The 12,918-nt window shown below is 62.8% G+C and carries 10 protein-coding genes; 6 read left to right on the top strand and 4 right to left on the bottom strand.

The annotated features are described in order from the left end of the window. Nucleotides 1-5: 5 nt before the first annotated feature. Nucleotides 6-1,424 (bottom strand): MmgE/PrpD family protein, encoded by a 1,419-nt coding sequence (locus tag EB233_RS26645; RefSeq protein ID WP_244277573.1) that lies wholly within the window; start codon nucleotides 1,422-1,424, stop codon nucleotides 6-8. A gap of 167 nt (nucleotides 1,425-1,591) precedes the next feature. Here EB233_RS26645 and EB233_RS26640 point away from each other — a divergent pair, with 167 nt between their 5' ends. The 4 genes from EB233_RS26640 to EB233_RS26625 all read left to right on the top strand — a co-directional run bounded on the left by EB233_RS26640 (nucleotide 1,592) and on the right by EB233_RS26625 (nucleotide 7,820). Continuing rightward, nucleotides 1,592-2,479, top strand: a complete 888-nt coding sequence (locus EB233_RS26640; protein ID WP_064987843.1) for a LysR substrate-binding domain-containing protein — start codon at nucleotides 1,592-1,594, stop codon at nucleotides 2,477-2,479. A gap of 194 nt (nucleotides 2,480-2,673) precedes the next feature. Further along, a complete protein-coding gene (locus EB233_RS26635; RefSeq protein ID WP_064987844.1) occupies nucleotides 2,674-4,329 on the top strand; it encodes an ABC transporter substrate-binding protein in 1,656 nt (551 codons plus the stop codon). 126 nt (nucleotides 4,330-4,455) lie between these two features. Continuing rightward, nucleotides 4,456-6,876, top strand: a complete 2,421-nt coding sequence (locus tag EB233_RS26630) for a GcvT family protein (protein WP_027056034.1) — start codon at nucleotides 4,456-4,458, stop codon at nucleotides 6,874-6,876. 41 nt (nucleotides 6,877-6,917) lie between these two features. Beyond that, entirely contained in the window at nucleotides 6,918-7,820 is a 903-nt protein-coding gene (locus tag EB233_RS26625; RefSeq protein ID WP_064987845.1) for an SMP-30/gluconolactonase/LRE family protein, read from the top strand. Between the two features lie 85 nt (nucleotides 7,821-7,905). Here the strand turns inward: EB233_RS26625 and EB233_RS26620 are convergent, their stop codons facing one another. From EB233_RS26620 to EB233_RS26610, 3 genes are all read right to left on the bottom strand, one after another. Beyond that, nucleotides 7,906-8,808 carry an allantoinase PuuE gene (locus tag EB233_RS26620; protein ID WP_064987846.1) on the bottom strand — a complete coding sequence of 301 codons (903 nt, stop codon included), beginning with the start codon at nucleotides 8,806-8,808 and terminating at the stop codon, nucleotides 7,906-7,908. 48 nt (nucleotides 8,809-8,856) lie between these two features. Further along, a complete protein-coding gene (locus EB233_RS26615) occupies nucleotides 8,857-9,924 on the bottom strand; it encodes a pyridoxal phosphate-dependent aminotransferase (RefSeq protein ID WP_244277574.1) in 1,068 nt (355 codons plus the stop codon). A 201-nt stretch (nucleotides 9,925-10,125) separates the two neighbouring features. Next, nucleotides 10,126-10,626: a peptide deformylase gene (locus EB233_RS26610; RefSeq protein ID WP_064987847.1), complete on the bottom strand. Its 501-nt coding sequence runs from the start codon at nucleotides 10,624-10,626 to the stop codon at nucleotides 10,126-10,128. A 314-nt stretch (nucleotides 10,627-10,940) separates the two neighbouring features. On the opposite strand from EB233_RS26610, the gene EB233_RS26605 reads away from it, so the two are divergent. Together EB233_RS26605 and EB233_RS26600 are read left to right on the top strand one after the other, a co-directional pair. Next, nucleotides 10,941-11,930 (top strand): ABC transporter substrate-binding protein, encoded by a 990-nt coding sequence (locus tag EB233_RS26605; protein WP_064987848.1) that lies wholly within the window; start codon nucleotides 10,941-10,943, stop codon nucleotides 11,928-11,930. A gap of 174 nt (nucleotides 11,931-12,104) precedes the next feature. Then, nucleotides 12,105-12,917 (top strand): ABC transporter permease, encoded by an 813-nt coding sequence (locus EB233_RS26600; RefSeq protein ID WP_244277575.1) that lies wholly within the window; start codon nucleotides 12,105-12,107, stop codon nucleotides 12,915-12,917. Nucleotide 12,918 lies beyond the last annotated feature (1 nt).

Raw genomic sequence — 12,918 nt, 5'->3', positions numbered from 1 at the left:
GGCCGCTACCACGCTGGCCGTTTCAGCATCTTGGTGATCACGGGAGGATCGTAGAGCAATGCCGAGAGGTCGCTGAAGAGGCTGTCGCGGTCATTGAGCGACAACACCGCGTCGCGGATCGCCTCGGCGCGGCCTTGTCCGAGCACCGGCGCGGCGAACTCCATGTACTTGGCCACGATCTCGGTTTGCGTCAGCGGCGCTTCCGGTCCGCCGCGCGCATGGACGTCACCCGAGACGAGGATCCGCCCATCCGATGTCGTGATCGCCACGTCGGCCCAGCGGCCCGCCGGAAAACGGGCGCTGTGGCGCTCCGACTCGAGGACCGTGATGCGGCTCAGCATATCCGCGACCGCAGCATCTTCCAATCCGCTGCCGGAAATGTGCTCCAGTCCGATCCGGCCATGGATGATGAAGGTCGCGACGGCGAAGCGCAGGCTGTACTGCGCCTTGGAGGTCGTGTCCGGCATGCCGTCGAACAGCGTAGCGGCGTAGTGGAAGCTGTTCACTTCGACGCGGCTGATGTCGGCGGGTTCGAGATGATGCGCTTGGCAGAGCCCGCGCGTCGCGTCGATCGCGGCATGCGCCCAGCGGCAGATCGGGTATGGCTTCACATACTGGTGCAGCACCTGCCAGAAGGCGCCGAGATCCTGCCAATGATCGGCGACTTCGGGCTCCTCGATCGTGATCGCCGGCGCACCGGTAAAGCCGCGTTCGGCGAGCACGGCGGCGGACAGGCCGATCAGCGTGCCGACGCCCGAGCCGTCATGCAGCATCGTCGGGTTCGCGATCTCGCGCATCATCTGGCTGCGTGGGCCGTGATACTCGGCAATGCCAAGCGCCTGGCGCAGCTGATGATCGTTGAGCCGTCGCAACCGCGCCGCCACCGCGACCACGCCCAGCGCGTTCCAGGCGCCCGATGTATGGTAGTCCGACACGGTTGCGTGCAGCGCGATGCCCGCCCGGCCGGCAATTTCGTAGCCGACGATCAGGGATGCCAGGGCCTCCGGCCCGCTAAGGTCGGGGCGTGCCTCGGCAAGCGCTGCCAGTGCCGGCACGACGGCGACGCCGATATGGCCCTTGGTCGGGCTGTACCCGTCATGGCCGTCGAGATTGTCGATCTGTGTCGCGGCCGCGTAGGCAGCCCCCGCGATGCTGGCGCGGCGGCCGTCGAAAAGCATCCGTGCCGAATGCCGAGGGTCGGTCGAGCCGTAGAGAAGCGTTGCGGTGTCGCGGGCAATCCGGCCCGCTTCCATCGGACCGGCGGCAATGGCGATACCGATTGTGTCCAGCAGGAGATAGCGTGCCTGCTCGAGGACAGAGGCGGGGAATGCGGCCGCCGGCCGCCGTAACACGAAATCGGCGAGACGAACGGCAACGCTGGTACTCGCGTCAGGCCCTTCACGCCGATGCGACGGCACAGCCACTGGCAATACTCCCCTCTGCGTCACGACATCATTAATTTGGGTTCATCGTGCTTTCACGCAATTAGTTCGGCGGCATTGGCCAAATAAATTCACGTCTTGCGATCCGGCACGATTGAACGCCGGCCCTTCCGTGGGGTAGCTATTCCTACGTCTTGCAGGAGTTAGCGATGAAGCCGCCACCCCCGTTGAACTATATCAGATCCTTCGAGAGTTCGGCCCGGCATCTTTCCTTCACCGCCGCCGCGAACGAACTCGGATACACGCAGGCCGCGGTCAGCACGCATGTCCGCGCGCTGGAACATTACATCGGACGGCAATTGTTCATCCGTTATCCGCGCAGCCTAAAGCTCACCGAAATGGGCGAGGCGTTCCTGCCGACCCTGCGCCAGGCCCTCGATCAGATCGACCAGGCGACGGAGGCGATCGTGACCTCCTCGCGCAACCGCACCGTGGTCGTCTCCTGTCCGATGAGCCTGGCGGAGAACTGGCTGGCCGGCTGCATGGCCGCGTTTCGCAAGAAACATCCCGAGATCGAGATCGTGCTGCACGGCACGATCTGGGAGGATATCAGCGAACAGATCGCCGACATCACGATTTCGACGCGGCGTTTCGACGACCGCCCGCCGGCGGGCATCCCGCTATGGAACGATGAGCTGTTGCTGCTGTGTGCACCTTCGCTGCTCGAAGGCGAGCATGCCGTGAAGGTCCCGGCGGATATCCTCAAGGTGGACTGGATCTTCGTGCACGGCCGCCAGGAATACTGGCAGGTCGTTGCCACCGCGCTCGGCGTCGACATGGACGAGCACGACAAGGGGCTTTCGACGAACGCCTCCAACATTGCGCTCGAACTCGCTGCCATGGGGGCTGGATTGGTCGCCACCCAGCGGTCGCTTGCCCACGCCTATCTGCGCCGCGGACTGCTCGTCGAACCCTTTCCGGTTCGGCCGCCAAGCCCCTGGAATTACTACCTCACCGAGAGCCAGCTGTCGAAAGGCAACATCGCGCGCATCGTGCGCGAATGGATCCTGTCACGGGCGCGCGAAGACGGCGCCTGACAGCGATCGGCGAGCGGGCGGCAGGCCCGCACTCAAAAAATTGACACGCCAATGGCACCGTTTTTTTAGGTCTTTAGGGCCGGTTTTTGGCGGTTCTTCAAGGTTCGAGCCCTTCCGGGATTTTTGCATCGCCCCTAACATGGATATCGCAAGGGGAATGTAACGGGCGGAAAGCCCTGAACCGGAGAACAACGATGACAATGTTCAAGAGCAACGGTGATCGCGTCCCGGCGGTTATCGAAAGCTACGCAGCCGAAGTCAAAAGCGGCAGGATGGATCGCCGCGAATTCCTGGCCATGGCAAGCGCGATGGGCGCTTCCACGGCGTTCGCCTATTCGATGGCCGGTATCGAGCCGGCCAAGGCCACGACGATCGTGCCCGGCAAGAAGGGCGGCATCCTCAAGATGCAAATGATCATCAAGGACATGAAGGATCCGCGCTCCTGGGACTGGTCCGAGATCGCCAACGTCATGCGCCAGTGCAACGACTACATGATCCGTTACACCACCGACTTCACCTTCGAGGGTCATCTGGTCGAGACCTGGGAGGTGAGCGACGACGCAACGGAATACACGCTGCATCTGCGCAAGGGCGTGAAGTGGTCGAACGGCGACGAGTTCAACGCCGACGACATCGTCCATAACATCGAGCGGTGGTGCGACAAGGCGGCCGAAGGCAATTCGATGGCCGGGCGCATGAACTCCCTGATCGATCCCGCCACCAAGAAAGCCGCAGCCGGCGCTATCACCAAAGTCGACGACCACACGGTGAAGCTGAAATGCCATCAGTCCGACGTCACCATCATTCCGGGCTTTTCCGATTATCCGGCGGTCATCGTCCATCGCGACTTCGACAAGAACGGCGCCGACATGCTCAAGACACCCGGCACCGGTCCCTATGAGCTGATTTCGTACAAGGTCGGCGAGTCGGCTTCGGTGCGGCGGCGCAAGGACTTCACCTGGTTCGGCGGTGAGCCCTATCTCGATGGCGTCGACTGGACCGACTACGGATCGGACGCCTCCAACCCCGCCATCGGCAGCGCCTTCGAGGCCGGTGAGATCGACTGCAACTACCAGACGGTTGGCGGCACCGTCGACCTCTACGACAGCATGGGGCTGGTCAAGGAGCAGGTGGTCACCGCCGGCACCATCGTGCTGCGCACCAACGTGACCAACAAGCCCTATGACGACAAGCGCGTGCGCAACGCCATCCAGCTCGCTGTCGACAATGAGACGGTGCTGAAGCTCGGCTACAGCGGCTTGGGCCAAGTCGCTGAAAACCACCATGTCTGCCCGATCCATCCGGAATACTACGCGCTGCCGAAAGTGCCGCGTGACATTGCCAAAGCCAAGGCGCTGATGGCCGAGGCCGGCCAGACGGATCACGAGTTTGAGCTGATCTCCTACGATGCGGACTACGTCAAGGACCCGGCCGACGTCGTCGCCGCGCAGATGCGCGAGGCCGGCTTCAAGGTCAAGCGCACCATCATTCCGGGCTCGTCGTTCTGGAACGATTGGACGAAATATCCGTGGTCGACCACCGACTGGGGCATGCGGCCGCTCGGCGTCCAGGTACTGGCGATCGCCTATCGCAGCGGAGAAGCTTGGAACGAGTCGGGTTACGCCAATCCGGAGTTCGACAAGAAGCTCAATGCGGCGCTCGCCGTGGCGGACGTCGACAAGCGCAAGGAACTGATGAAGGATGTCGAACTCACTCTGCAGGACTCCGGTATCCTCGTCCAGGCGTTCTGGCGTTCGCTCTACCGGCACCACGCGACCTATGTGAAGAACCTCGGCATGCACCAGACATTCGAACTGCAGCTGGACAAGGTCTGGCTCGACAAGGCCTAGGCCGGGGCCGGCCACAGCAAACATCTCAGGGGCGCATGTTGCGCCCCTGAACTCGCCGGGCGGCTGCGATTGACCCGTAAGCCAGATCAAACGCCAAGATAAAGTCGCCGAACAAAGGGAAGAAACATGCGTACTCATGCACAAGCCGTCGTCATCGGCGGTGGTTTGATCGGCTGCTCGATCCTCTATCACCTTGCCAAGTTCGGCTGGACGGATGTCGTCCTCCTGGAGCGTAGCGAACTGACCTCCGGCTCCACCTGGCATGCGGCGGCCAACATTCACGGCCTGCATGATTCCACCAACATCAGCCGCCTCCAGCACTACACCATGGCGCTCTACAAGGAGTTGGAAGCCGAGACCGGCCAGGGCTGCGGCATCTTCCAGCCGGGCTCCCTCTATCTCGCCCAGACCGAGGCGCGCGAGCATCAGCTGAGGCTGCAGGAAGCCAAGGCGCGGCGTTACAAGATGAATTTCTACGAAGTCGCGCGTGACGAGGCCGAGCGGCTGCACCCGCTGGTCGACTTCGACGGCATACGCTGCATCATGTACGAGCCGGAAGGCGGCAACGTCGATCCGTCCGGCGTCACCGCTGCCTACGCCGCTGGCGCCCGCCAGCGCGGCGCCGAAATCCACCGCTTCACGCCGGTCACCGCGACCGAGGCGCAAGCAGACGGCAGCTGGATCGTGCGCACGCCAAAGGGCGACATCCATACGCAATGGGTGATCAACGCCGCCGGCCTGTGGGGGAGGGAGGTGGCCGCGATGGCTGGCCTGCAACTGCCGCTGATCCCGACCGAGCACCAGTATTTCGTCACCGAGACCATCCCGGAAATCGCCGCCATGGGCCGCCGCTTGCCCTCCGTCGCCGATCGTGACGGCGAGTACTATCTGCGCCAGGAAGGGCTCGGTCTGCTCATCGGCGCCTACGAGCGCAAGATGAAGTTCTGGGCCGAGGACGGCACGCCGCTGGACTTTGGCCATGAACTGTTTCCCGACGATCTCGATCGTATAGAGGAGAACATGCTGCGCGCGATCGCCCGTGTCCCTGCCGTCGGCACCGCTGGCGTCAAAAAAGTGATCAACGGACCGATGATCTGGTCGCCGGACAGCGCGGTGCTGTTCGGGCCGGTGCCCGAACTCAGCAATTACTTCTGCTGCAATGGCATCATTCCCGGTTTCTCGCAGTCAGGCGGCATGGGCAAGCTGGCGGCCGAGTGGATGATCGAGGGCGAGCCTTCGCTCGACATGTTTGCCTGGGACATGGCGCGCTTCGGCCACTGGGCCGGCAAGGCCTTCACCAAGGCTCGCGTCCACGACCAGTACAGCCATCGCTTCAAGATCCATTTCCCCAACGAGGAACGCGCCGCCGGCCGGCCGGTGCGGACCAGGCCTGCCTATGAAATGCAGAAGCGGATAGGCGCCGTTTTCGGCCTCAATTTCGGCTGGGAGCACCCACTGTGGTTCGCCGCCGAGGGCGAGCCGAGAGAAGAGACGATCGGCTTCACGCGCCAGAACTGGTGGGGACCGGTGGGCCGTGAGGCGCGCATGCTGCGCGAACGCGCCGGCATCATAGACATCTCCAATTTCGCCAAATACGAGGTCAAGGGCACAGGTGCCGAGGCCTGGCTCAACGCGCTGTTCGCCAACCGCATGCCGAAGAAGATCGGCCGCTCTTGCCTGACGCCGCTGATCGGCAAGCGCGGCGGCATTGCGGGCGACTTCACCGTGACCAGGCTCGCGGATGACGAATTCATGGTCATCGGCTCCGGCATGGCCGAGCGCTTCCACCAAAGGTTTTTCAAGGCCGTCCCCTTGCCCGAGGGTACGACCTTCCGCTCGCGCACCGAGGACCTCTGCGGCTTCAACGTGGCCGGACCGGGCTCGCGCGACTTGCTGCAGCGCCTGACCAACGAGGATCTGTCGAACGAGGCATTCCCCTTCATGCAGTCGCGCCGGATCACCGTCGCGGGCATCGATGTGGTGGCGCTCAGAGTGTCCTTCACCGGCGACCTTGGCTGGGAACTGCATTGCAAGGCCACCGACCAGGTCGCGCTTTACGGCGCACTGCTCAAGGCCGGCAACGAAGTCGGCGCCGGACCGGTCGGATCGCGCGCGCTGATGTCGCTGCGCGTCGAAAAGGGTTACGGCAGCTGGAGCCGCGAATACTCGCCCGAATATTGGCCGCAGGAGGTCAAGTTCGATGGCCTTGTCAAACTGGACAAGGGCGAATTCCTCAACCGCGATGCCTATGCCGCTATCGCCGAAAAGCCGGCCCGCGATGAGCTCATCATGCTGTCGATCGACGCCAGGGACGCCGACGCGACCGGCGGCGAGCCGATCTTCCTCACCGATGGCACGCCGATCGGCCAGGTCTCATCAGGCGCCTACGGCTACTTCGTCGAGCAGTCCCTGGCGCTCGGTTATGTCAAGGCGGGTTCCGCCAGGGCCGGCGACAAGGTCTCGGTCGCCATACTCGGAAGGCCGCATGAGGCGATCCTGCTGCCGCATCCGCCCTTCGACCCCGAGGGCAAGCGGCTGCGCTCGTAGAAGCTCGGCCATCCGACCGCCTGAAAACAAAGGGGAATCGCATGATCAAACGGCATTTGCTCGGCACCATGTTTGCCCTGGCCCTGACATCCTTCGCGCACGCCGGAGACGTCAAGGTCATCAACGAAGACGCATGGTTCGCCGAAGGTCCGATCTGGTACCAGGACAAGCTCTTCTACGTCGAATATGGCCGAGGCACGGTGACCGTCTGGGACGGCAAGAAGAACGAAATCTTCTGGAAGATGGATGGTTGTGGCCCTTCAGCGGTGTTGCCGACGACCACTGGCGAGTTTCTTGTCACCTGCTACGACAGCAACTCGATCGGCCGTATCTCAGCCGACGGCAAGACGTTGCCGGCCTATGACAAGGACACGGACGGCAATCCGTTCAGCGGACCGAACGACTTCGCGCCCGACAAGGATGGCGGCATCTATTTCACCGGGTCCGGCAAGGGCGGACCGCTGATCGACGCCTCGGCCTATTACATCGGTAAGGACGGCAGCGTCAGGAAGGTCGCCGGCGACCTGCACAATGCCAATGGCCTCGTCATGTCGAACGACGGAAAAGTTCTCTACCTGGTCGAGACCGAGGATAACAGGATCATCGAGTTCGACGTCCAGCCCGACCACACCTTGAGCAACCGTCGCGTCTTCCTGCGCCTTGACGATCTGTTCCCGAACCAACCGCATATCTGGCCTGACGGCATCAAGATGGACAAGGCCGGCGAGATGTATATCGGCCAGAGCCCGCGCTCGCTCGACGCGCCAGGCAAGATCATCGTCGTCGACAAGGATGCAAAGCTGCTGCGTACGCTTTCGGTGCCGTCGCCCTCCATGCCGAACTTCGCCTTCGGGCCCGACGAGAAGATGCTCTACGTCATGGCGCTCGACCAGATCGATGCCGCGCCCTGGCACGGCAAGGTCTACGAGGTTCCGAACAAGTAGAGGCGTCGCCGGCGGCCGGAGCAATTCCAGGAAAAACGTGAAACGGTTTTCCGCCCGGAACTGCGTCAAAACAATGCCGCCGGCCTCAGCCGCCGAACCGATCCAGCCAATGCTGGGCAAGGTCGGAGCGGCGGCAGATCCAGATGTCTGGATTGGCCTTGATCTTGTCGAGAAAGCGGGCGAGGCCGATCATGCGGCCCGGCCGGGCGGCCAGCCGGCAGTGCAGCGACACCGTCATCATGCGCGGTGTCTTCTCGCCTTCGGCCAGCAGCCAGTCCACGCCATCGCTGACATATTCGAAGAACTGGCTGCCAGTCTCCAGGCCGGAGCCGCGCGAGAACCGGCTGTCATTGTTGTCGAAGCTGTGCGGCACGACCAGATGCCGCTTGGCATCGACGTCGACAAAATAGGGCAGGTCGTCATTGTAGTCGTCGCAATCGTAGAGGAAGCCGCCATGTTCCGCCACCAGCCGCCGTGTGTTGAGGCTGGGCCGGCCGGTGTACCAGCCAAGCGGCCGAATGCCGGTCAGGCGCTGGACCGTATCCACGGTCATCGCGATGTGGTCGCGTTCCTCGGCCTCGCTCAGCGGCGCGTAATCGATCCAGCGCCAGCCATGGCAGACGATGTCGCTGCCAAGCGCCGCGATCGCCTTGCCGGCAGCCGGATTGAGTTCCAGCGCCCTGCCGACGACGTAGAAGGTCGGAATGATGTCCTTTTCCTGGAACAGCGACACCAGACGCCAGACGCCGACGCGTGAGCCGTATTCGTAGAGCGATTCCATGTTGCGGTTGCGCAGGCCCGGCACCGCCGGGGACACCGCAAGGTCCGACAGGATTGCCTCGGAGACACCGTCGCCCTCGCCGATACTGTATTCGGCGCCTTCCTCATAGTTGACGACGATGTTGAGTGCGAGCTTGGCGCCGCCGGGCCACTGCGCGGCTGGCGGCTTGTCGCCATAGCCGATGAAGTCTCGGACGGGCAGGTACATCTCTCAAATCTCCCAAGGATGCAGTCTCGAAACAGGCGGTCGCCGGATCTATTCACCGCGCATGTCGATCAGTATGCGCAGCGCCCGATCCATCATCTCTTGCGGGCCGACGGTCGCGCGCAAACAATCGGTGAGGCCGTAGCCGCCCAGGCCCCGCACGATGAGATCGGCGCCGCGCAAGGTTCGCTCGGCCGCCTCCGTGGCGGCTGCGCCGGAGAAGCGGATCAGCGCGAAGTTCGTCCGGCTCTCGGGAACATCGTACCCGGCAGACCGCAGATCACGCACGAACCGGTCGCGAATTCCGGCTGTGCGTGCCACCGTCTCGCGCATATAGGCCTGGTCTCCCACGGCCGCGACAGCCATTGCCAGGCTTGGCGTCGTGACCTGGTTCGAATTCTGCATCTTGCGCACTTCGGCCGCGACCGAAGGCGCGAACACGCCCCAGCCGACGCGCGCCCCGGCCAGGCCATAGGCCTTGGAGAGGGTGCGCAACACCACGGTGTCGCCGCGCCCGGCAAGCGCAAAGATCGGCCCGGGGTCTTGGTCGTCGAATTCGCCGTAGGCCTGATCGATCACCAGGAGCACGTCCGGCCGCAACGCCGCGCGCAGCCGCAGCAATTCGCTGTTGCCGATACGGGTGCCGGTCGGATTGCCCGGATTGCAGACGAAAACGATGCGCGTTGCGGGCGTGACGGCAGCCAGGATGCTGTCGATCGAAACAGTGAAGTCGTGCTCTGCCGCCTTGACGTAGGCCGCGCCGACACGAGCGGCCGCGGATGCCACGAAATTATAGGCATAGGCGGTGCCCAGCACCTCCTCGCCTGGCCCCGCAAACGCCGCGACGGTGCAACTGATCAGGTCCATCGAACCGGCGCCGCACAAGATCAGGCCTCGTTCGATCCCATAGGCGTGCGCGATCGCCTCGCGCAGTGCCGTCCAGTCCGGGTCGGGATAAAGATGGCTGCGGGCAATCGCCTCCTGTCCAGCGGCGATCGCCTTGGGGCTAGGCGGAAACGCGCTTTCATTCTGGGCAAGGGTTGGCCCGTCATAGCCACCGAAGTTCGCAAGCGCGAAGGCGGACATGGCCTCGATATGAGCGACTGCTTTCAGCGGCACGCTGCATCCATCGGAATTCGGATGTCGATCATCGCGCGCACCCTTTTATTGGACCGGCTCTTGGGCAAGCTACAATCCGCCAGCATGTTCACAAGCAAAAACTTACCGCGCAATGGCTCCGGAATTCTGGCCCTTTGGGGAACCGCAAAACGAGTGATCGAGATGGCGGTCGCTGATGTCGTCCGACCCAGGACCTCGGCGCTAAAGGCGCCGTTGCTGTTTCTGGTATCGTTTGACAAGTCGCTCCCGCTTCAGGCGGGAGAGCCGCTCGATCCAGAAGAGGCCGTCGAGCTGGTCGATCTCGTGCTGGTGGCAGACAGCGAGCAGCCCCTCGGCTTCCTCGACGGCTTCGTCGCCGTCGAGCGTCTGGTAGCCGATACGGACGCGCGCATGCCGCTCGATCTCTTCCGTGACACCAGGCATGGACACGCTGCCTTCGACATGGCGGATCATTTCGTCCGATGCCCAAAGGATGGTCGGGTTGACGTAGCAACGCGGGCCAATCGTCGGCGACACTTCGATGACCACCAGCCTCTTCAGCATGCCGATATGAAGCGCGGTGATGCCGATGCCCGGAGCCGCGTGCATTGTCTCGGTGAGGTCGTCGGCAACCCGGCGCAGCTCGTCGTCAAAGACCGATATGGGCTCGGCGACGGAGCGTAGACGAAGGTCGGGAAATCTCACGATCGGCCGTATCGTCACCTGTCACTCCCGCGTCTGACGATTGCTGACGCCAGGCAATCGAAGAGGCCCGGCTCCTTTGGACTTTGATCCATTGACAAGGGGTCGGGCAACCGCACAAGTCCACGCTTCCATGGCCTCCGGTCTGGTTAGGCCCAGCCTAAGCAGAATTATCGAAAATCATTATTTGTGCATCGCACACAGCGTGCTTTTCTGCCGTCGCCGGCTGAAAGAGAAACATAAAGAACCTCAGGCGGCAGCCTTCGGCGATCCGTCCGAAGCGGGTTTCTCGGCGCCGCCAGCGCCTGACCTCAGAAAAAAGACAGGGGAACGTGATGACGACAATAATCTCGAAGTTCCGCCGTGCCGCGCTTGCGGCCGGCATTGCCCTGAGCGCCCTTTCGGTGAGCCTCCACGCCGAAGCCGGCAGCTTGAAGCTGGGCATGACGACCTGGGTCGGATACGGCCCGCTTTTCCTTGCGCGCGACATGGGCTACTTCAAGGAAGGCGGTCTCGATGTCTCGCTCGAAATCATCGAGGAAGCATCGATGTACATGGCGGCCGTCGCCGCCGGCGAGCTCGACGGTAACGCTTCGACCATCGACGAAATCATGAAGTACCGCTCGAAGGATTTCTGCTTCAAATCGGTCTATGCGCTGGACGACAGCCATGGCGGCGATGGCGTCCTGGCACCCAGCGGGATCAAGAGCATCGCCGATCTAAAGGGCATGGAGGTCGGCCTGAACGAAGGCTCGGTGTCGCAGTTCTGGTTCAACATCCTGTTGAAGCAGGCCGGCCTGAGCCAGTCCGACGTGAAGATCACCAACATGACGGCGGATGATGCCGCCGCCGCCTTCATGGCCGACCGCATTCCCGTCGCCGTGACCTGGGAACCGCATCTGACGCTGGCCAAGAAGGAAAACAAGGGTCAGGTCCTGATGGATTCGTCGAAGACACCCGGACTGATCGTCGATGTGGTGGCGCTGAACTGCGACTATATCAAGAAGAACCCCGCGGATGTCGAGGCGCTGGTGAAGGGCCTCTACAAGGCCAACGAGTTCATCAAGGAGAATCCGGAGAAGGCCTATGAAGTGATGGCCAAGGGCGTCGGCGGCTGGCTGAAGGATCCGAAGGACTTCGCCTCCTCCGCCGCCGGCGTGAACTTCTACGGCAAGGCGCGCAATGCTGAATTCTTCGCCGGGGGCGAGGGTGGGGAGGCGGGCAAGCTGATCAAGCTAGGCGGCGACATCTGGGGCGGCTTCGGCAAGCTGAAGATGGACGTCAAATACGACGACCTCGTCGATACGTCCTTCCTGGCAAAGTGACCTCGCCTTTTGATGCGACTTGGCCTTCTGAAGATCAGGCCTTGCGCCTTGTAACGTGAGCTCGCCGGACCGCAGGCCGAACCTCTCGCCTGCGGTCTGTCCAGCCCAAAGGGTTTCCCTGTGACACTGGCACCGAATGCAACGTCTCCCATCAGCCATATCGTGACCACGAACGTGGATAAAAATCAGCCCGGTCGATCCGCCTGGAAAGCTGTCACCACGCCTTTTCGGGCCGTGTCGCGCCCGCTCTCCATCTCGCTCAGCGTTCTGGTCTGGGTCGCGGTCATCGGTGGCTGGTTCGCCTTGACCTATTCCGGAGCGGTCAAGGAAATGTTCCTGCCGCGCCCCGAATCGGTCTTGATAACCACCATCAACATGGCGCTCGATGGCTCCCTATGGGAGCACGTGCTTGCCAGTGTCCAGGTGGTGTTGATCGGCTTCGTCATTTCGAGCGTCGTGGCGGTGCCGCTCGGCTTGACGATGGGCACCTACCGCATCGTCCAGGCCGCGCTCGATCCGCTCGTCAATTTCATCCGTTATCTGCCGGTGACGTCCTTCGTGCCGCTTTTCATCCTGTGGATCGGCATCGGCATCGAACAGCGCGTGGCCGTCATCATCTTCGGCATCTTCTTCCAGCAACTGGTGATGATCGCCGACAGCGCTCGCGGCGTTCAGCGCGACCTTGTCAACGCGGCCTATACGCTCGGCACCAAACGCGGCGACACGGTCTTCCACATCGTCTTTCCAGCCACGCTTCCCAACGTGCTCGACGTGCTTCGCGTCACCATGGGCTGGGCCTGGACCTATCTCGTCGTCGCCGAACTCGTCGCCGCGCGCAGCGGGCTAGGCTACATCTCGCTCAAGGCGATGCGCGGCTTCCAGGTCGACGTCATCTTCATGGCCATCGCCCTGATCGGCATCCTCGGTCTCTGCACCGACCAATTGTTCCGGGGCATTCGCCGCCTCGTCGCTCCCTGGGCCAATTGAG

The organism is Mesorhizobium erdmanii (assembly GCF_013170725.1).
Taxonomy (GTDB): domain Bacteria; phylum Pseudomonadota; class Alphaproteobacteria; order Rhizobiales; family Rhizobiaceae; genus Mesorhizobium; species Mesorhizobium erdmanii.
Note: the sequence above shows the minus strand (reverse complement) of the source record. Positions and strands in the feature narration are given on the sequence as shown.

Bases quoted from the DNA above. Each gene is read 5' to 3' on its own strand.
- EB233_RS26640 (WP_064987843.1), top strand. From the start codon at position 1,592: ATGAAGCCGCCACCCCCGTTGAACTATATCAGATCCTTCGAGAGTTCG.
- EB233_RS26605 (WP_064987848.1), top strand. From the start codon at position 10,941: ATGACGACAATAATCTCGAAGTTCCGCCGTGCCGCGCTTGCGGCCGGC.
- EB233_RS26630 (WP_027056034.1), top strand. From the start codon at position 4,456: ATGCGTACTCATGCACAAGCCGTCGTCATCGGCGGTGGTTTGATCGGC.
- EB233_RS26625 (WP_064987845.1), top strand. From the start codon at position 6,918: ATGATCAAACGGCATTTGCTCGGCACCATGTTTGCCCTGGCCCTGACA.
- EB233_RS26635 (WP_064987844.1), top strand. From the start codon at position 2,674: ATGACAATGTTCAAGAGCAACGGTGATCGCGTCCCGGCGGTTATCGAA.
- EB233_RS26620 (WP_064987846.1), bottom strand. From the start codon at position 8,808: ATGTACCTGCCCGTCCGAGACTTCATCGGCTATGGCGACAAGCCGCCA.